Origin of the sequence: Dictyobacter arantiisoli (assembly GCF_008326305.1) — a bacterium.
Classification (GTDB): domain Bacteria; phylum Chloroflexota; class Ktedonobacteria; order Ktedonobacterales; family Ktedonobacteraceae; genus Dictyobacter; species Dictyobacter arantiisoli.
The window spans coordinates 98,333-119,122 of sequence record NZ_BIXY01000005.1 but is presented as its reverse complement, the minus strand read 5'-3'; the positions used below and the strand labels follow the sequence as shown (position 1 = coordinate 119,122).

Here is a 20,790-nt window from a genome sequence, read left to right as displayed (position 1 = left end):
CATCCTCATCCCTGGACCCGACCATTCTGGTCGGGTCTACATCGTATTCACTGAGCCACACGTTCAAAATGGCGTACGTCGCGTAACATTTTACGGGCTGCGCTGGCTACGGGATCAACTTGAAGCTGGACAATGCAATCGTGGGTAGAGCAGCCTTCAGGCGTGCCCAGGAGATGGCCTGTATAGAAACAGGGCATACAGGGCAAGTCCAGGCGTACGATGGCCGCACGCTTACTGTGAGGCTCGCCGGTATAGGGTCCCCAGGCTTCCGCGTTTGAGAGGCTAAAAATAGCGACCGTGGGAGCACCGACTGCGGCTGCCAGATGCATTACGCCCGCATCATTGCCGACAAACAGGTCGACCAGTTCCAGTACCGCGGCAGTTGTTTTTATACTGCCTTTACCGGCCAGACTGCGAGCCGGGATCTTCGAGCGCAACATATCCAGAATCTTTTGATGCAGTTCCGCCTCTTCAGGACCACCTAGCAGCAATAGCTGACCACCAAAATCGTGATAAAGGGTATCGGCCAGTTGGGCGAAGCGTTCGGGGGCCCAGCGTCGTGTGATACTATAGCCGCCGCTACCTGGATGCATGGCGATAATTGGACGTGCGCATTCATTGGGATCAGGATCAGATGTACCATAGACCAGTTCTCGCGCCTGCAGGCGTTCCTTCTCACTCAAGGGAAGCTCAAGCTTTTTGTCCTGCGCTACCGCTCCGGTGGCTTCGGCTACCGCCATGGCATATTCAGCTTCATGGCGTGCCCCAAAGCCATCATCCTTAACGTGTACATTCAGGAACCAGCCATGTCCATTATCCAAACCGATACGCCATCTGGCGCCTGTGGCGCGCATCAATACTTGATGTTTCAGGCGGCCAAAGGGGAGCGTGAGATGATGAAGCAGCAGGACGGCATCATAGTGTCCGGCCCTTAGCGTGTTCCAGAGATTCCGTAGGCGCAACAGAGTCTGTGGATTTTTAAGTATTTGTTGTGGGCGATCAAAAAGATATTTATCAAGGATAATGGTTTGATTGATCACATCCCAACCATCCAGCAAACCAGCGGAATCAGGTGTCACCAGCAGGTCGATCTGAGCCTGGGGATAGCTTGTGCGTAGCGCACGTAATGCCGGGGTTGCCAGCAGCAAATCGCCAATTCCTGCCAGCTTCACGACCAGGATGCGGCCATTGGGTGCCAATGCTATATGTGTCTTATGCATGATTATTACATTTCTCATTCATGTGTTTTGGGAGCCAAAGATAGTTTATAGGAGTGTAATTGACAGAAATCATTGAAGCCAAAGCGACGGTAAATCGCTTCACTTAAATTGGTAGGTGATAGAGCCACAATGCGATAGCCTGCATGCTCTGCTTCACATAACACATAGTTTACCAGCGCGGTCCCGATGCCGCGATGACGGGCGGGCAGAATCGTTGTCACACCATGGATACTCGCCACGCCCTGATGAAATAACATCGTAGCGCACGCGACGGCCTGGTTATTGAGCCAGCCAATATAGTGATGCCAGTTGGCGTCAGGACCAAAGCCATTTCTGGCATAGGTCTGATAATAATACTGCGCGGCTGTATTATTTGAGCCAAAGCCGACCTTTTCCAGTGCACACTTCATCCGCAGTTCCTTATCGGACAGCACTTCGCGAATATTCAGGCCGTGTGGGGGAGATGAAGGGATGCGTTCATTGGTAACATCAAGCGCCATACATACTGTTGTTGTAGAATACGTCAGGCCATGCTCCTCCAGATAACCAGCTAAATCAGGTGGATAGGTTGTGGGGCCAATACGCCAGATTACTTCCGTTACCTGCTTTTCCTCAAAATATTTGAGCGTATCCTGGATGCGATAATCAATATAGGCCTGCGTATCATGCTTGAAGTGTGTCAGCAGAATACTATTCGGGCCAACCGAGCCGGACAGAAACCAGGTTAACTCCTCATCCTGATGAAAAGAAGCCCCTGGAAATCCTCGACCAAACGAAGCGATGCCTTCGGCAAAATTACCTTCAATCGCTGCCAGGACTTCTCTATCCTGCAGACTTTCAACTATGTGACCCATCCACCTCACCTCCCGGTACTGAAGCTTGCTGCGCATCCAGATCAATTCTCTGCGCTTGTTGAAGCTTTTGTTGTACCTCCATAAAAACACGTTCAGGTCGAATATTCTTCATACATTGTGTGGTAAAGAAGCGACAATCGGCGGGCGCTCCTTTAGCTTGATAGCAGGGACTACACCAGATAGTATCCCGTAAAATTGTCGCCTTTGGACTGACCGGACCGCTTAACGCCGGATCAGTAGGACCATGGATAGCGATCACTGCTGTATCAACCGCGCAGGCGATATGCATGGGACCACTATCGCCGGTAACCAGCACATCCGCCCGCTGCAAGAGCGCCGCCAACTGCGCCAGACTTGTCTTGCCAGCCATATTTACCGCCTGCATCTTCATCCGGGCTATAATCGCCTCAATTAAAGGTATGTCGGCAGGTGCCCCGGTAAAGACTACCGATGCTACATTCTCACGTAACAATTGATCAATCAAGGCAGCCCAATAGGGGATCGGCCAGCGTTTCGATTGTCCATTATTTGAACTTACATGGCAGGCGACCAGAGGTTTATGGGGTGAGATACCTGCTTGATCCAGTAAGAGCTTTACCTCATGCTGTACATCGGGATGTACAAAGAGTGCTGGAATGCGATCCTCTGGAACAACCGTCGCGCCAGCCGCCTCGACCAGCTGCAGGCAATAATCCACTTCATGGATATGATCGCCGGGATGCCAATGCTGACCAGGAATAGTATCCGTCATCAAACCTGGATAACTCTCCTGTTCATAGCCCAGGCGTCGCTGTGCCCCGCTCAATACCGCCAGGATCGCTGCCCATGGACCAAAGACACTCACTGCCAGATCATACTGCTGCGCATGGAGTTGTCGATAAAGTGAGCGTGCAGCCAGCCAGTTGCGCACCTGAAATAAGCTTTTAGGACGGCGCCAGATATTGGGATCATAGGGGATAAGCGCATGCACATCTGGATCGGTGCTAATGACCTTCGCGCTTGACGGCAAGGCCAGCAAATCGATCTCTGCATCTGGATAGGTGCGCTTGAGTAGGCGTACCACAGGCAAGGAAAGCACCAGATCACCAATCAAATCCAGCCGTAGTACCAGAATCCGCCGTGGATGAAAGTGCTCAGGCGTCAGAGGAACGCGGGAAGCGGCCCCTTTTTGTCCTCTTAATAGCGTCCCTATCAAGCTCATCAGCACATAAATTGCCAGCAACAAGACGCGCTTGCTCAATCCGACTGTAATGTTACGCATCCTGCGTCGGGAGTCTGGCCGCAATGGATAGCCATATTCATCCCGCTTAGAATCTACCTGAAATGCTTGTCCCATAACATAATCCTGAATATGCCATCAAAAAATCGAAGGCAACTTTCTGTTATTATAGGAGAGCAAACTTGAACATGCAACGCATCGGTAATTATGTCCGCCTACTCTCGTGTACACCCAGATTAATGGTGCGGGCGCACATGCACCAGCGTTTGTATCGCTTGTTCCACCTGTTGATCTTCGATCAATCGCACACATGGATGCTCTGGCAACTCTTCAGGCGTGAAATCTAAGCGCCCACAGGGGATCATAGGACAACTGGCGCAACGATGGGTCGAGGCCACTACCTTGTGCCGCTCAGGCGCACCCCAGGGGCCAAATATCTTTGGATCGGTCGGACCAAACAGACGCAGTGATGGTGTATCCTGGGCGGCTGCGATATGTAGTGGTCCATTATCAACGCCCAAAACCAGATCAGCACGTGCCAGCAAGGCTGCCAGTTGTCCCACTGTCATCTCGGATAGTATCAGCGTTGGCTGCTCAATCTGTTTCGCAATCTCATCCAGCATTGCCCGTTCGGATTTACTTCCGGTTAATACTACATGCGCCGCCGCAGGTAAAAGCGTGTCGGTTCCCAACACAGTCGCGATATGCGACCAGCCAGTGGTACGCCATAGCTTCACTGCTCCCCCGGTTCCCGCATGGATTACTGCCAGCGGAGCGTTATCCGCTATACCAGCCTCCTGTAAGCGCTCAGTGATCCAGGCTACTTCGTCCGCGAGGGGTTTGAAATAGAGTGGATAGCGCGCTGGCGTATAGGGTTCTGGCAGCGCTGGATGACCGAAAGCCTGGATGCCCGCATTTGCCAGGCGCAGATTAGAGAGAGTGGCATGTTCAGTTGGATGAGTTGGCAATGCCTGAGTCAGGAAGCGTGTGGTAAATTCTGTTGCGAAACCGATGCGTTGGGGGATGGCTGCTAAGTAGAGCAAAGCAGCGCCCCACCAGAAATCGGGTCGTAAGTTAAGCGCCAGATCATAATCATACTGTTCCTGTTTTAACTGGCGTGCCGTCTTGAAGAGCAATTTGTACGGATCGAGTGCTTTCTGTGGCGCGCGCTGAAAGCCAGGAAAGGCACAGGTAATCACTTGATCCACCGCTGGATGACGGGTCACAATCTCACTGGACCAGGGACCGACCATCATAGTAATCCGGGCCTCTGGCATAGCCTCTTTTAGCGCCTGCAAGATAGGTGTGACCAGTATCAGATCGCCTAGATGATCCGGTCGCACCAATAGAATACGTGGCGCGTGTGAAAGTTGCCCCTGCTTCTGACTGGCACGTTTGGCCTGAGCCGCACCATACAGGTGTACGAAAGAGAGGATCGCTGAACGGAACTCCTGCTTCATGGGCGTACCTCCGGGCTGGCAGCCTGTGGCTGAGGATATTTCAGTAGGCGCAGGGCCGCCTGCCAGACCTCATCGACCGTGACTGATTGCATACAGGTACAATGCTCGCACGCCTGCATCTTGCCCAGGAAGAAGCAGGGCTGTTCGGTTGGATGGCGCCAGAGCGCGATATGCTGCGGATCATCCAGGGGATAGGGACCATACTCGGTTGGACTGGTGGGACCGAAGATGGCAAGGACCGGTGTGCCGACCGCCGCCGCCAGATGCATGGGACTACTATCATTGCCGATAAATAGCGCGCAAGCTTCAATCTGGGCTGCTGACTCTCCAAAGCTGGTTTTGCCAGCCAGGTTCACGACCAATCCCGCTGGCACCTCTAAACCGTCTAGCAACTGTTGATTCAAGGCTTTATCGCTCTCGCCACCAATCAACAGTACTTGTAATCCCAACTCATTAACCAGCCGCGCCGTTAGAGCACGATAGCGCTCTAACGGCCAACGCTTCGCCGTTAAATCCATACCTGGATTACTGCCGCCTCCTGGAAAGACCACAACCTGTCGAGTAGTGGTAGAGGCTGGATATATCGACTGCTGTTCAGCAGGGGTCGTCACAAAGCGCATGCGCGGATGATCAACCTTTAAATCTAACGCCCGGACCAGATCTAAATAAATCTCAGCCTGATGTTGTAAATGGGTGGGATCAGTTGACACGGGCACGCGATCCGTTAGCGAAAAGCCACGTCCCAGGCTATCAGGACCAACGCGCCGTGTAATTCCTGCCAGCCAGGGTAGTAATGTCAGCATCGGCGAGCGATCCAGCACAAAGGCCAGATCAAAATGAGACTGGCGTAGCTGACGCGCCAGTTTTACATATTCTTTGATTGTGTAGCGACCAGGAATACCAATGCTGCCACAATTAATAATTTCATCGACCGCGGGATGATGTTCCGCAATGGCTTTTGACCATGTGCCTGTGACAAAGGTAATACGTGCTGTCGGGTAATTCTGTCTGAGCACTTCCAGCAATGGAGTTGTCATAATCAGATCGCCAATACAGCAAGGCTTAATCAGCATAATCGAGCGCGGATTATCCTTGACGCGCTTGATCTGCGGCTGTCGTAGAGCATTCTGTAGCGCGAACGGCAGGCGCAGCAAGGTACAGAGTGTGGTGATTAATTGTTGACGCAGAGCCCTAATCCTCTCTTTCTCTGGTAGTGGGTATGCTTGCTACAGATGGAGAAGCTTACTACGAATAAACGTATTAAGAGCATCTTAATTATAGCAAAGCCCACCCACAGCGTCGAGCCACATAGGAGTAGTGCCTCTCGTCAGTTCAGGAAGCCCACCAGACGCGTACCTTGCTATGTGCCCCCGATGCGATATATTTGCCATCCGGCGACCAGGCAACCGCAAACACATTCGGATTGCGGCTGGGATGGGTATAGAGCCATTGACCGTCCTGTGCATCCCAGATTTGCATCGTACCATCGGCGCTGGCTGAAATGATTAGATCTCCTGTTGGCGACCAGTCCAGCGCATAGATGGGTCCACTATGGCCCGCATATGTGGACACACGCTCACCAGTCTCTGCATCCCAGATCTGGATCGTTTTATCGCTGCTCCCTGAGGCGATCTGTGAACCATCGGGTGACCAGAGCACTTTGCTCAGTGCGCCATGATGACCTCGATACATCAGCTTATGTCCCATTTTTGTATCCTGAAGATCAAAAGAGAAGATTTGCGCTACGGCCTCCTGATAGCCGACCGCCAGCAACGAACCATCTGGCGACCAGGCCAGAGAGGTGACCATCCCGAAGTCAACCGTCTGCTCAAGTATTATCTGCCCATCAATTGCTTGCCAGATCTGAAGTGTCTGTTGACTCGCGGAAGCAAGCAATCTACCATCTGGTGACCACGCTAGTGCGCTCACCTTTCCTTTATGGTGGTCATAGCTGATTTTTGTCAAAAGTGGGTTTACCTGCCAGACCTGGATGATGCCTTCGTTGCTGGCCGAAGCGATCAGTTTGCCCGTAGGCGACCATGCCAGGGCTTCAATGCTTCTGGCTTTCCAATTCTCCACATTTCCTGTATAGAGCTGTTCAAGCTGTCCTGTAGCAACCTCCCAGACGTGAACTGCCTTCTCATGCGCGGCTGATGCGATCTGCTTGCCATAGGGAGACCATGCTATTGCTGTCACGATAGATGTATGCCCTGGATATAAATAGACCAGCTCGCCTTGTGTCGTGGAGCGAGGTGGCGTCGATATTATATTGGGATTAATCGTCGGATTTAATGCAGGAGCTGGTGTGGCTATATTCTGTATGGTCTGAGGTACTGGTAATGCATTTGCTTGAGTTATGGGGATGTAGATAGGTGCGTTTACAGGTGTAGTATAGCTGTTTTGGGCTATTGGCTGTGTTGTATTGATTTCCTGGAGGCGTTGTTTGACTACCCCGGCATCTGAGATGCGCTGGCTGGCATTCAAGTTGAGCATTTGATTGAGGAGATTTTGCAAATCCGGTGCGGCACCAACTACTGGACCAAATGCAAAGGGAGCCGTCGATGGATCAATACCGGTGAGCATTTGGTGGAGCATTGCTCCCAGACTATAGATATCTGCGCTGGGACCTGTCTGAGCCTTGCCATATTGTTCTGGCGCGGCATAACCAGGTGAACCAAAAGCGATGGTATCGTGTGACTGCCCCGGCTTGAATTGTCGGGCAATACCAAAATCGATTAGATAGATCTGTCGATTGGGCGTCAACATGATATTGAGCGGCTTGAGGTCTCGGAAAATAATTGGCGTTGGGCGCGTATGGAGATAATGGAGTACCGTACACAGTTGTATGGCGATCTCATAGACCTCTGACCATGGCAACTTACCACCCTTACTGGTGAGATATTCTTCCAGCGTCTGACCCTCAATAAAATCCATCACCAGATACCAGCGCCCGGCCTCTGAAAAATTATCATAGATGCGTGGCATATTTGCATGCATCAAACCTGCTAGCAGTAATGCTTCACGTTTAAACGATTTCTCAGCCTCCTGTGACTCCTGTTGATTGAGACCCTTCTGAAGCAGCTCTTTGATGGCGACCAGACGGTTGCCTAGCTCTGTATCTTCTGCTTTATAGACCGATCCCATGCCTCCCTGCCCCAGGCGTTCAAGGATGCGGTAACGTTGACGTAAGAGAGCAGTATGCTGTGGTTCATTGGCAGCGGTTGTCTGGTGTAGCGGTTGCTGACAGGCGAAGCAATCGCGATCCTGTGGATTATTCACGGCCCCACAGTTAGCGCAAAACAGTTCTGATGGAAGCACGAGCGGTTCCTTCTCACAAAAAGTACAGTATTTAGAATATATCTATAGAATATATTCTTTCAGCTGTCAAAACATCCCACATGTAAAGACGGAAGGAATGCAAAAAGGACAAATGCAAACTATAAAGTTTGCATTTGTCCTTGTAGAGCTGCTGGCGTTTGGGTTATGCCTGAGGTTTTTTGGTGCTCATGATAGCATTGACGGTAGTACCACATACGCTGCACTGACCCTTCAGTGCGGGTTTGCCGTTTTTCATGGTAACCTGCTGGGCATCTTTTAACTCTTGTTTGGTGCGACATTTCACACAATAGTATTGCTCTGCCATAATGGAATATATCCTCCTTGATTGTTAGTGAAAGAAATGAATCGGCGAGCCATCGGTAGTAAGGGCGCGAGTTAGATAGACCTCATAGCCTTGTGTTTGGAGTTGATGCTGGACAAGGGCGGCCTCAGTCAGGGTCGGGAAAAATGAAAAGAGCGAGGGTCCGCTGCCAGAAAGCCGTACGTTTGATGCGCCCGCATGAAGCACCGCTGCTCGCGCCTGTGCCACCTCGGCATATTGTTCCAACACTCCGCGTTCCAGACAATTGTGTAGATCCGACGAAAACAAGGGTTGCTGATTTTGCAGTGCAGCCTGAACTGCGCGACTCCAGGACCCAGTGCTATAATCGCTGGCGGTTAACTGCCGAAAGACTGTGGCGGTAGAAACTCCAATGGCTGGCTTAACCAGCAACAGCCAGCGCCAGGCCTCCGGCAAATTTGCTACCTGTGGCACAATTTTCTCGCCGCGCCCCTCGCAGAGGGCCAGACCGCCGGTGAGAAAAAAAGGAACGTCCGAACCCAGATCAGCAGCCATCTGCCAGAGATCATCCTGGGAGAGTGGTAATTGCCACCATTGTTGTAGCGCCTGTAGGACGGCGGCGGCATTACTGCTGCCGCCACCCAATCCGGCCGCAACTGGTATGCGCTTATGAAGCTCAATTGCGAGCCCTTGCCGCAAGCCCAGTTTCTGACGGATCGCCTGTGCAGCATGGATCACCAGATTGTTCTCATTGCTTAGCTCTGGCACATTACAAACCATATCCACACGATCCTCATCTATCCGCGAGAGACAGATTGTATCGTAGAGATCAATGGTTTGCATGAGTGTCGCGAGTTCATGATAGCCATCTGGTCGCTTCCCCAGTACATCCAGGGTCAGATTGATTTTTGCATACGACTGGACAAAACACACATTGCCAGAAGTAAAGTTGTGTTGTGTAGCATGCTGTGATTGACTCATGCGTGCATTGTGCCTAGAAAACAACAACTTGTCAAGCTCAAGTCCTCCCAGTGGGACAAATTCCAGCCGGGCGCGCTTTTTTTAACGCTGGTATGTGCTCATCTTTCCACCTCTGGATCGCGGCCTCATCGCGCTGGGTGGCCTTCTGGATGGGCTTTTGCTGACTGTACTTGATAGCGCGAAGGAGATGACTACAATGGGCCGGATGATAGTTGACTCCAAACTGTTTCTGGATCATCTGGGCGGCACGCTCCGCGGTCCAGATCTGTCCTCGAAAGCCGAATGCTTCGGCTCCTTTCGCCAGCAATGCCGGCAACAGCGCCCGTTGTTGCGGATTCAGTTTTGGCTGAGCCCCAGGAGGTGGTTGATGCCGTAAGACCTCAACTCCCTGCTCCTTGGCTTTCTTGAACTACTGGCTCACTGCCCCCGCGGTCACACCAAGTGCTGCCGCAATGTCTTTCTGTTTCCATCCTTGCTCACGCAGTTGCCAGGCTTGTAGGCATCTTCCTTCGCGCCAATCTTTGGGAGGTGCTGTTGGATCGGTATATCTGAGAGCAATTCTTTGGGGTCTATAAGCATTCACCGACATGAGCAGTTTCGCAGTGGACAAGCAGGAGTTTTGCAAGGGCTTGTCGTGCTCAAAGAACTGATCGGACAGTTAGAAAAAGAAGCAGAAAGCGCAGGGAATAAAGAATGGGCAATGGTGCGTAGATGTTTAGCAGGTTAAATGTGAATAGTGACAGGTTTTCTCAGTTCCTTTCATAAGATTGTTAGCCCCTCTTAAGCAGGTGGAACAGATAAGAGGTGCTAAATTTCCAGGTGACGCTTAACATAAAAGCATCAATGCCGGCCAGGAGGAGGAGTGCAGACGGAAACGGAAATACCTTGATAAGACTGGTTCCCAGGCCATAGAGCAGGAGACAAAGCGCGAGTAGGGCCAGACGGCGTGGCGTAAAAGGCATTTGCTCATGGAAGAGGAGGGGGATTTCTCCTTCTACATGGAGATGAAGATCTTCATCCCAGGTGCTTCCCCAAACGAGGAGGGCGGTCATCCCGATGGAGAGGAGAGCGGTTAGAATGAGTGCCCTGAGGATCGTATGCCAGTCCATCTCTACGACCAGGGCACAGATGAGGCAAAGCAACAGGCACTCAGACAAGATATATGTCAGGTAGACAGTGAATTTCGCACGGAGTATCTCAGCCGTGCTAAAAAGAGTTGTCAGGTAGAATTGGAGGCGCATTCCCTCGCTACCGATTGGGCTGGGGATGGCATCCAAGAAGGTGTAGAGTCCAGCTCCCGTGCTGTAGGTCACCAGAAGGAAGGTTGGCGGCAGTGCAGCTGGTAAGATCCTCTGAGTGATGAACAACCAGAAGAGCGGGATGCTGATCAGCAAGGGGAGCGCGCGTACGAGATTGAGCTTGATGCGCAATTGATTGAGGATCCCTTTATAGAGCATCGCCCTGACTAATGGCTGCTTATCCAGCACGCGCCAGAGGATCACATTCAGCCAGCGGGGCGTTCGCACCTGATATCCCTTTGCCTGATTGCTAATCCGTTGATATGCCGCGACATAGAAGCGACCGCACCAGGTCGCACCCGGCCCAAGCAGTCCAACCAGGAGAAGGATACACACACAACTGACCAGTATGGGCGATGGTGGCGCAAGTGTCAGCAGTAAGCTGAATGAAATGTGCGCCTGTCCGAGCCAGAACCAGCATAGACCAAGTGCTAGCAGGATTATCCCTGCGATACCAGCGAACAGACGTGGGGATGGGAAGAGGTAGCCCAGGAAGAGTAGCGTTCCCATCATGCCAGTCCAGGTTACTATTCCCGCACCTGTCAGCGCGAGTAGGAACCATCCCGATGCATGCCAGGCTAGCAGCAGGAGCGGGAACAGAAAAAAGAGCTCCATCCGTGATCCCGTCCCAATAAAGAACGTTATCAAATACAGCGAACGGAAGCGCGTTGCAGGACCGAGAGGGAGTGGGAGGAGCAGTGCAGACTGTTTTGCACTTATCCACCGATTGATTGTGCTGATGATGGTAAAGATGAATTGCAGCAGCCAGAAGATGCCGATACAGGACCAGAGATGCTGTGCGCCCACGCTTGAATGCGCGTGTAGCCAGAGGACAAGATGAGGGGCAAACCAGAGCGTCAGCTCAATGTTGATCGCCGTCCCAACCAACAGCATGACCAGCAGTCCAACCAGTGCCGTTATCCCATTGAAGGTATGTCGTATAGACGTTATTTCTGCCTGAAACAAGATCCATGTGCTCTTCATACTATGCCCCCGCCTCGGCTTCCTGGGTCAATTGTAGAAACACCTCTTCCAGATTATGGGCATCGACACGGTGGCGCAGATCGGCGACGTCTCCTTCAGCCACCATTTGCCCATGATGAATGATCCCTACCCGTTGGCATACCTCCTCGGCGGTCGCGAGATCGTGAATCGAGAGCAGTACCGCGACCCCGTTGGCAGCTAATTCCAGGAAGAGATCCTTCAATTTGCGCGCGCTCCGTGGGTCCAATCCATTAAGCGGCTCATCCAGAATAACGATAGAGGGGGCATGTAACAATGCCCCGGCCAGCGCCAGCTTTCGCTTCATCCCAAAGGAATATGAACCACACAGCCTGTCCGCCTGTGCATCTAAATCCAAGAGTTTGAGATAGTGATTGATACGATTCTGAGCTTGTGGTTCCGCAACATTGTGGAGATGGGCCAGGAATGAGAGGAACTCACGGCCCGTCAGGCGCTCATAGAGCATGGCCTGATCGGACACATATCCCAGTCCTGCTTTGGCTGCCTTCTCCTCACTGCGAAGATTATGCCCGTTCAAGAGCACCGTTCCGCTCGTGGGAGTAACCAGGCCTACCAGCATCTTGATAGTTGTCGACTTGCCAGCCCCATTCGCGCCAAGAAAGCCATATACCTCGCCATGATGAATCGATAAATTCACATCTAAAACCGCAGCGAAATCACCATAGTGGCGCGACAGACCTTCCGTCTGGATCGCCAGTGATCCCAGGGGTACCTGTTCCTGATGTGATTGCTGACGCTCGCGTTCTACCGCAATCGACTGTACAGATGGGATTGCGGCTGCGGCGGACGAATGCTGTGTGTCGAGGTCGAGGCCAGGATTGAGATCGAGGGCGGCAAGAAACTGTTCCGGCTGATCCAGGTTGATCAAGATCTGTCGGGCTTGCAGCTGTTTTCTATTGACTCGAAAGGAATGAGGGCCGTCCAATTGGAGAAGTACCAGCTTTTGAGCAGAAAAGGTCGCTACCAGACGCTGCTTCATCACTTCATATTCCATCCGCACCAGATACGGTCGCAATAAACGTTCCGTGACAGGCTGCGCTTTGAGTATGTTCTGATGGGGAATTTCCAATACGCTATACCCATACCGTAGGATTATCTTGGCTGAGGTCACCGTATGCTTTGTCCACAGAGGCATAAGTATAAAGCCAAAGACCGTGAATAGATTAAGTAGAATGATAACGGCAAGGAGCATCAATTTCAGGAGCTGATTGGAGACGAGAAAGAGTATCAGCACGATCCAGACGCCAGCCTCGAACAAGAGTACGGCTGAAAATGTACCAACAAATCTATAACAATCCTGACGATGCCTCGTATATGTAAAGATCTGCTTCCTATTCTCTTGCATTAAAATCTCCCTACATGGACGAACACCAGCTTTTTTAGGATCTCCGTCCTTGCGGGTGAAAGCGGGGTGCAGGGGCGGCAGCCCATGACGGAGCGCGAGGTGTCCTCGCAAACTCTCCCTCCTCTCAATCCCCCGGAAGGAGAGAGTGCCCTTTTTTTATTCAGCTGATTCTGTTGTATTTAAAGATTCTTCTATCTTCCATATAAATATCAGCTAGTTACTTTATTATAACAGATTGTTTACAATCTTTTGCTGCATCTTCAGATACATACTTCGGTGATGTGACAAAAGTGGCCAATGGCCTCTTTTAGTGGTCCCATCTTGGCTTTCTGCTGCTGCATCTGCCGAACATGCGCCAGGTAGCGTTCGCGAACTGCTGGGGGCGGTGAACGGCTCTTGATTGGCTAAGGGATCTGTACCGCTTGATGGACCTGCTTGTAGGCACTCTGGAGCGGTGGTCACAGCAAAGCGGTGGCCTTCATTCCTTTGCGCAAGAGTTGCTGTAAGGGATTCAAGAATAATTAATCATCCCGGAAAGATGGTGCTCGATACGTGATGTCCACGAACCATTTTTCCAGAGTGGGCAAGCGCTGAAGTTGAGTTTCCACTGCTTTCATTCTCTCTTTTCCTCCTTGCTCGCTTGCTCTGACTTTTGAGAAACCCTGATGGTATTTCTGGCAGGTATTCCAAGAAACATTTTTTCATGCTATACTTAGAACAGTGTATATCGAAAAATATCACACCACATATCGAGGGAAAGGAGAATAAGGGGGTAGGGGCGCTTAAGAAGCTGTTTCTTACTGCTTGCCTGCTCACTCACGAAATTGTCCACAGGCCATCCTCAAAGCCCCCAAATGTACAGCTATTCATATTTAGATATAAGGTGTAATTCACGCGGGAGATGCATTCTATCTGTCGTGTTTATTCATGACAAAGTTGAAAGGAACGATGATGAAACAGCATCCATTACGATTTCTACTTATCCCAGCCCTGTTGTGCGCTCTCTTTGGAGCTACCTATCTGAGCACCGCTGGAACCGCCCGCGCAGCTGTTGTCCAATCTCACACGGTTACACCTTTGATTAGCCGCGTAGGTTGTACTTTTACTGGGACTCAGGCTTCAATGTACACTGATTATGGCCAAAATCTTGACTGTTTTTGGGGTACGGGATCAGAATATGTTGCTATCTATAATGTAACAGGGCTCTATAGCGGTGCATGGACATTATCTTTTAGTTGGATCGGTTGTGATGGATCAGCCCATGAGTCCAAACTAAATCCTTATACTTCTGTGACTTCTCAGAATGCTCCTAATGGCTTTGCTGGCTGTACATACATAAGCAGAATTACCTACATCAGCTTGAGCTAAAGAGCTAAGTGTTGCGTGTAGATACACATACCTCTAAACACTGAATAACCATATGCATCTACACGCCTTGTTGGATCTGGCCCAATTTTGGCGAAAGCACATCAGTAGCAACAGTTTTGCTCTTCTTTACGTGCTCAGAAAAAGGAAAGCAATCATTAGATAGGCTCATTCTCCACCAAAATTGCACCAGACCCGCGAATCTACCGGCATTGATAATGGAGCTGATGGAGCTATGTTGGCAGTTCCTTCACCCAGCAGCAAAAAGGGCTGTTTTTTGGCTTCATCAATGGCGCGTGTTTTTCAAACCATGCTCCTGTTCTGGTGTCAAGGGAGGAAGCGAAGCGACCCTTGATACCAGAACAGGAGCATGGTACCCTTTGCGCCGTCATTGATTGAGGAATGATCATCCGTCCGGCATCACGTTCTGAGTATATCTACAATCTGACTACCTCGTCTATTATAGCAAACGAAGTCAGAGGTGGCCTGGCTAGCTGGCCATGCCACCTCTGGGATAATTTAGTTTTCGAGAGTCCCTAACAGCTTTAAGGCTGGAGGTAATCTTTTTTTATGAAAGTGCCTGTCTCAGACGTCTCTATTCATGGGATATTTCGTAGACGTACATAGCGAAATAGGATGGCTCATTGTTCCGTAGCCTAAAAATACCTGCTTTTAGGCCATTTTAAAACAAAATGATATACTGTAGTGCATGCATGCGTAAATAGAACTTTGCTTCTTCATTGGAAAGCGCGGCGCATGGTTATTGAGCGGTGCCCACATATGTATACAGACGAAAGAGTTATCCACCTGGATCTCAACGTATGCCTCATTGTGCAGGTAGCTGTAGCTATACGTATGCACAGAAAGGAGACGGCAAAAATCCTCTCACGCCTGAGGGTGTAGGTATGCTTGCTGTGAAAATTATGGATATAACCGTTGCATATTTTCATCCATTATTTCGTCAAGATGTTGTCAAGCAAGATTTCGCGCAGATCCGCGCCGCGGGAGCGACGAGTATCGTCTATGCTATTCATGAGCAGGAGGAGCAGCGTTGGCCGCGCGATCTCGAACGTGGGTTGCAGCTTGCCCGGGACGCTGGCTTAAAAGTTTATATCAGTCCAGGTCGTTTTGGGAACCTCTTTGCTGGTCCGGTCTATATGCCGAGCTGGTATACCTTTCGTCATCCACAATCCCTGGTCAAAGATCGGCATGGACGCGCACATGATATGACCTGTTTTAATCATGAGTCATTTCGTTCCTGGCTCTTCAAAGAAATCGAATACTATTTAACCAACTATCCCGTGGATGGCATCTTAATTGACGAGCCACGTATTCCTGATATTACCTGTTTCTGTTCCGTGTGCCGTGCGCTCTGCCCCGACATCACCGACTTGCAACACTTTCGACTTCGCTCAATGATCGATTTCCTGAATGAACTCTTCTCCTGCGTCAAACGCGTCAACCATCAGGCCAAAACCAGCATTGCTCTCTTACCGCCAGATGTCGGCCTGATCGAAGAACTTGCTAGCATTGCTTCTCTCGATACCATCGGTTGTCATCTATTCTGGCAATTGCTGGGTGAGGATGTCACGGCGGTAAGCACATGGGGACAACAGGTCATTGAGGCCGTCAAGGGACATGGAAAGCGTAGCCAGCTCTGGCTACAGAATTTTAATTTGAGTCAGGAGGAAGAACCGTTGCTGGAGTCTGCCTTCTCCAGCCTCCTGAGTGCCGAGCCTGACGATATTGCCTGCTACTACTATTGGCGCAATAACGAGCGACCTGAACAGGTATGGCAGCAGACGCGGGGCCTGTTACGCCGTATTCCGCGCCGTCAGTTATACTGGCAAACAACGCCGCGCATTCCCGTTCCCCAGATTGCCAAAGATAGTGTTTGATTCCCATCACCATCAGGATACCTGCTGGCAGGCGCAGGCGCGCCTGCGCCCTTTTTATTATGTGATGTAGAAAAGGTTCTTCGAACCTTTTCTACATCACATAATAAAAATCTGTTTGAGCACCATTGGTGCGAAAACTCATGCGCCAGGATGGCGAAGACCATGGGAATCAAACACTTTGAAAGATAGTGTTTGATTCCCATTCAGAAGGAACCGTTTCAGGAAGAAATAGCCCATCAAGAAGACGAGTAGAAGAGGGGCATCACGCAGATGATACCCCTCTTCTACTCGTCTTCTTGATGGGCTATTTTATTTGCCGCGGTTTATACTGGTAACAGTAGGAGCATCCTTGGGATTCTCATCCTGATGGACCTTTTCCAGGAGTTCACGTAAGGACTTAATGTGCTCGCGTGTGGCCTCTTCGGTATCTTTAGCGCTCAGAATAACCGCCTGCACACCTAACGTATTAATCGTAAAGGCATCGGCTTCGCTGAGTTTCTGGCTGACATAGATAAAGGCTGGGAAGCGCACCGCTTCACGTACAGCGCGATAATCCAGGACCTCTTCAATCGTCATCGTGCCCAGTTGATCGCTTAGATTGAAATCCAGCAGGACCGCTGCGATATTCTCAAAGGCAGTCAGATTGCGGATATAGAGAGGATAGCTCTCATCCTTGCGCATGGGCACCACAATGACTTTCTCTAAGTCCTTTGTCTCGACTGCGAGCAGGCGAGCAGGTGCATTAAAAGGCACAATAATATATTGAACACCCTGTTCTTTCAAATTCTTCAATGTCTCGCTGGATAGATTATCGAAGCCACCAGTGATTTTGAGACCGAGGACAGAATTATCGTTATGTGCTTTTGCCGCTGCCGCCTCTTGTTTCAGCGTCTCGAAATGAGCAGTATCACCCCCATCCCAATTGAAGAGGATGCCATCGGCCCCGGCCTTCAAGGCGGCCTCAGCCGATCCCGCAGTAATCGTATCAAGCTCAATCACCAGGGCTGCCGAACGGGCCTTTGTTTCATTTCTACTTTTACCCAGGAAGCCCATGCCGCCATTGCTTTGTGCTCGGCGTGCCTGCGTAAACATATCTTGCAGTTTTGCCATTCCTAATATTACTCCTTATCATCAAACGAGTTTGAGGGTATTGACTCGCGTATGCGTATGGACAAGTTTTCGTGGATACGATATTTCATTATAGAAGGTAATTAGATAATCTACAATGCCATCGTAGCCATACAAAATGGAATAACCGTTATGGGAAAGTGCGTAGCGCACGTACGTTAATCCATTATATCACTTTCATGGTATGCGTCATTGCCTGTCTATCCTGGGCATAGACGCATACCAGAAGCAATCTTATGAGCATCAAATACCATAAAGAGATATGTACTAGATATCTTGCCTCTATTGCAGGCATCGATTATACTAGCGTTATCTATGATCGATAACAAGCTCCTGATGCACAAGGGTATCGGAGGGTTCTGGTTTTTTGCTGATTTATTGTGGATAATTTAGGTATGAGTGTGTTCTATCTCTTTATAAGTTTTTCGAGCCGGTTTTAAGAATAAAAGGATGTGGGAAGGGATTTTATGCTGCAAGAAGTTGTTGATGATTTTGTTGCTTCTCTTGCTTCTGAGGGCGTAGAGCGCGCTGGCGGTAGCCACAATACACGTATGGCGTATCGCAATGACCTGGGTCAATTATGTACATACATGTTGAAGCAGGGGATTACTACGTGGTCCGAGGTGACGCCTGATCATCTGCTCACTTATATCTCTAGCATGCGTGAAGGACAGGTCTATCGACCAGCAACAATTGCGCGTAAACTCGCAGCCTTTAGAACCTTCTTTCGGTATCTGGGCTATGAAGAACGTATCAAAGAAGATCCAACGGTGGACATCTTGCTTCCACCTATTGTGAGAGGCGTGCCTCATGTTTTGAATACTACACAAATCAATGTCTTATTCCGTCTGGCAGAGCAAGATACGCCGTTCGGCTTGCGGGATTTTGCCATGCTGCACTTACTCTACGCGACTGGTATCCGCACCTCAGAGCTGGTCGCGCTCGACCTTAACCAATACCAGCGCGAGCATGGGTTTATCCATTGTTCCGGTGTGCGCGGTCGTAGTGAGCAAGACCGGTGCTTACCCCTTACCCCTGCTGCTGTGGATGCGATGGAAAACTATCTCCTACATGGACGGGAATGGTTTTTACGCTCTTTTGGTGAGCCAGCGCTCTTCTTGAACCATCGTGGCGAGCGACTCTCGCGCCAGGGATTCTGGCTGATCATCAAAGGCTATGCGCGCCGTGCGGGCATCCATGATCTCACCCCGCACCGCCTGCGTCATTCATTTACCTTGCTTATGCTGAATAATGGTATGGAAGTTGAATCGATCCAGGAATTATTGGGTCATGTGCATCTTTCGACCACACAAATCTACTGCCAATTGATCCAGGCGTGAAGCCAGAACGTTTTTCCTTGAGTGGATGCGTTGTCCTGTCTGCTATGCTATTGTATAGACAAATAAAAGCGAGGAGACAATATTGTGATGTTGTATGATCAGGTTCTTGAGGCGGCGCAGGCGATCCAGGCACGGACGACTGTGAAGCCGTCGGTTGCGATTATTCTTGGTTCAGGTCTGGGTGATCTGGCGGCGGAAGTGCGGGACGCCGTAGCGATTCCTTATGCGGAAATTCCACATTTTGCGCAGTCCACTGTGGTGGGACATGCTGGACGCCTGTTAATCGGTACGCTGGCTGGCGTGCCTGTTGTCGTGATGCAGGGACGCTACCATTTATATGAGGGCCATAGTGCTCAAGTAGCCACGCTCCCGGTACGTGTGATGCGTCTGTTGGGCGCTGAGACATTGATTGTGAGTAACGCGTCTGGCGGAGTGAATCCTGCCTACCGACGTGGTGATTTTATGCTGCTGCGGGATCATATCTATCTGCCGGGATTGGCTGGCAACAATCCACTGGTTGGACCGCACGATGAGCGTCTGGGTACGCGCTTTCCCGCTGTCGCTAAATCCTACGACGCCGAACTACGTGCTCTGGCCCATAAGATCGCCGATCAGTATCCTGACATTACCCTGCATGATGGGGTCTACACGATGCTCGTTGGGCCAAACTACGAAACCCCCGCCGAGCTCGTCTTTCTGCGTATGATCGGGACCGATGCCGTTGGGATGTCCACCGTCTCTGAAGTCATCGTCGCCCGCCAGGTTGGTATGCGCGTGCTCGGCTTCAGCTTGATCTCCAATACCGCCACCGGCAACGAAACTGAAGAAGTCAGCCATGCCGAGGTACTCGCCACCGCTAACGCCGTCAGCACCCACTTCGTCAACCTGGTACTGGGCGTCATCAAAGAGATGGGCCCGCCCGCCGCATAATCTTGCCTGCTTCTAATGTCTGAGAGCTTAGTTTGCGTGTAACAATTCTTTAATTGGTCAGGAGGCCAGACCAGCTAAAGTTATAGTGGGCTGGATTAGCTGTCACGCCAACGATATAGTAGTGGCCTTTGGCCAGACTAGGTGAGAGTGACAGATTATCCCAGGTTGCAACGCCGTTCGTGCATGGTTGTGTCAATGACTGATTGTTGGCTATGACCAGCCCTGATATTTCAGTTGGAAAGGTCTGATCGAAAGTCGTGGGGTCTTTAAAGCGAGTTTGGTCAGCTTGTATGTTCTCAGGTGAGTTGTCTTTGGCTTTAGCAAGAAAGATACGGCAGGTGTTACCAGCAGCTGTCATCGTTTTTTCTTTGTTAATATCATTACAATTGGGATCGTTTTTATTTTTATATTTTGCAGTCACTCTAACTGAATAGGTGTTCGGTGTGAGGCCAGTTGCCAGGTCTACGGCTGGACAGCCTAATTCCGCAGTCAGCACGGCAGTCGTTGTGGTGGTAGGGGAGGGGGTGGCAGTTTTTTGCGTGGTTACTGCTGGTTGGGAATGTGGCGACTTTCCATTGTTCGCTGTCTGGTTTGTGGAAGGGTGCTGATGCGTAAAGGCTCCCACTGCGAAGCCAAGAATCGCACCTGAGAGTGCGAAGAGGGTGATCGCGGTAATAATAATAGATTGCACCTGTGAGTTGCCACTATTATTTTGTTGTGGTCTCGCCGTTTGTTGCATTCCTGTAAGCTCTCTTCTAATCTATAATCACTACTGGTCGTTTTTTTTTATCATACCATGTCACTTGTAAAAGAGCTTCGGCTATAGCCTAAATTGGTACGTGTTTTACCCTTCCGATTAGTTTAAGAGGGGAGACTGATCACGATTCTGGGGCGCCGTGATCAGCACACGTAGCTCGGGGGTAGGGAATGCTGCCGTGTGATAAACAGAGAAGAGTTGCTCTAGCCACAGCCGTTTCCTATAGCATGTCTGGGGAACATACTTCAGTTGGCGATACTGCCACTATGCAGTCCTTTGTTTATTCTCTATTGGAATAAAACTCTTTAACCGTTCCTTTTCGTATAAAGAGAAGTACCTACTGGAGATTTAGA

15 protein-coding genes and 1 pseudogene are annotated in these 20,790 nt (G+C 50.4%); 3 read left to right on the top strand and 13 right to left on the bottom strand.

The window, feature by feature from the left end; genetic code table 11:
• Positions 1–47: 47 nt before the first annotated feature.
• From F1593_RS03255 to F1593_RS03210, 11 genes and pseudogenes are all read right to left on the bottom strand, one after another.
• Complete coding sequence (locus F1593_RS03255; RefSeq protein ID WP_172631830.1) at positions 48–1,220, bottom strand: glycosyltransferase family 9 protein; 1,173 nt, start codon at positions 1,218–1,220, stop codon at positions 48–50.
• 14 nt (positions 1,221–1,234) lie between these two features.
• Complete coding sequence (locus tag F1593_RS03250) at positions 1,235–2,074, bottom strand: GNAT family N-acetyltransferase (RefSeq protein ID WP_172631829.1); 840 nt, start codon at positions 2,072–2,074, stop codon at positions 1,235–1,237.
• The gene (gene waaF / locus F1593_RS03245) at positions 2,058–3,410 is read right to left on the bottom strand and encodes a lipopolysaccharide heptosyltransferase II (RefSeq protein WP_149400131.1); all 1,353 of its coding nucleotides are present in this window, start codon (positions 3,408–3,410) and stop codon (positions 2,058–2,060) included. The genes F1593_RS03250 and waaF (F1593_RS03245) overlap by 17 nt, the downstream gene beginning before the upstream one ends.
• A gap of 119 nt (positions 3,411–3,529) precedes the next feature.
• Positions 3,530–4,753 (bottom strand): glycosyltransferase family 9 protein, encoded by a 1,224-nt coding sequence (locus F1593_RS03240; protein ID WP_149400130.1) that lies wholly within the window; start codon positions 4,751–4,753, stop codon positions 3,530–3,532.
• On the bottom strand, positions 4,750–5,826 hold the full coding sequence (gene waaF / locus F1593_RS03235; protein WP_149400129.1) for a lipopolysaccharide heptosyltransferase II: 1,077 nt from the start codon (positions 5,824–5,826) through the stop codon (positions 4,750–4,752). The genes F1593_RS03240 and waaF (F1593_RS03235) overlap by 4 nt, the downstream gene beginning before the upstream one ends.
• A gap of 259 nt (positions 5,827–6,085) precedes the next feature.
• On the bottom strand, positions 6,086–8,071 hold the full coding sequence (locus tag F1593_RS03230; RefSeq protein WP_149400128.1) for a WD40 repeat domain-containing serine/threonine protein kinase: 1,986 nt from the start codon (positions 8,069–8,071) through the stop codon (positions 6,086–6,088).
• Between the two features lie 163 nt (positions 8,072–8,234).
• Positions 8,235–8,396 (bottom strand): DUF5679 domain-containing protein, encoded by a 162-nt coding sequence (locus tag F1593_RS28160; RefSeq protein WP_172631827.1) that lies wholly within the window; start codon positions 8,394–8,396, stop codon positions 8,235–8,237.
• A gap of 24 nt (positions 8,397–8,420) precedes the next feature.
• Positions 8,421–9,353, bottom strand: coding sequence for a 4-(cytidine 5'-diphospho)-2-C-methyl-D-erythritol kinase (gene ispE, locus F1593_RS03225; RefSeq protein ID WP_149400127.1), 933 nt, complete (start codon positions 9,351–9,353; stop codon positions 8,421–8,423).
• Between the two features lie 37 nt (positions 9,354–9,390).
• Positions 9,391–9,747 (bottom strand): annotated as a pseudogene (locus tag F1593_RS03220) (winged helix-turn-helix domain-containing protein); the annotation flags it as partial.
• 376 nt (positions 9,748–10,123) lie between these two features.
• On the bottom strand, positions 10,124–11,635 hold the full coding sequence (locus F1593_RS03215) for a hypothetical protein (RefSeq protein ID WP_149400125.1): 1,512 nt from the start codon (positions 11,633–11,635) through the stop codon (positions 10,124–10,126).
• 1 nt (position 11,636) lies between these two features.
• Entirely contained in the window at positions 11,637–13,019 is a 1,383-nt protein-coding gene (locus F1593_RS03210; protein ID WP_149400124.1) for an ABC transporter ATP-binding protein, read from the bottom strand.
• 2,270 nt (positions 13,020–15,289) lie between these two features.
• Here F1593_RS03210 and F1593_RS03205 point away from each other — a divergent pair.
• Positions 15,290–16,282 (top strand): glycoside hydrolase family protein, encoded by a 993-nt coding sequence (locus F1593_RS03205; RefSeq protein WP_149400123.1) that lies wholly within the window; start codon positions 15,290–15,292, stop codon positions 16,280–16,282.
• 309 nt (positions 16,283–16,591) lie between these two features.
• Here F1593_RS03205 and F1593_RS03200 read toward each other — a convergent pair whose 3' ends face one another.
• On the bottom strand, positions 16,592–17,392 hold the full coding sequence (locus F1593_RS03200) for a hypothetical protein (protein WP_149400122.1): 801 nt from the start codon (positions 17,390–17,392) through the stop codon (positions 16,592–16,594).
• Positions 17,393–17,877: 485 nt separating this feature from the next.
• Here F1593_RS03200 and F1593_RS03195 point away from each other — a divergent pair, with 485 nt between their 5' ends.
• Together F1593_RS03195 and F1593_RS03190 are read left to right on the top strand one after the other, a co-directional pair.
• A complete protein-coding gene (locus F1593_RS03195; protein ID WP_149400121.1) occupies positions 17,878–18,750 on the top strand; it encodes a tyrosine-type recombinase/integrase in 873 nt (290 codons plus the stop codon).
• 87 nt (positions 18,751–18,837) lie between these two features.
• On the top strand, positions 18,838–19,680 hold the full coding sequence (locus F1593_RS03190; RefSeq protein WP_216368759.1) for a purine-nucleoside phosphorylase: 843 nt from the start codon (positions 18,838–18,840) through the stop codon (positions 19,678–19,680).
• Between the two features lie 49 nt (positions 19,681–19,729).
• Here F1593_RS03190 and F1593_RS03185 read toward each other — a convergent pair whose 3' ends face one another.
• Positions 19,730–20,419, bottom strand: coding sequence for a hypothetical protein (locus F1593_RS03185; RefSeq protein WP_149400119.1), 690 nt, complete (start codon positions 20,417–20,419; stop codon positions 19,730–19,732).
• Positions 20,420–20,790 lie beyond the last annotated feature (371 nt).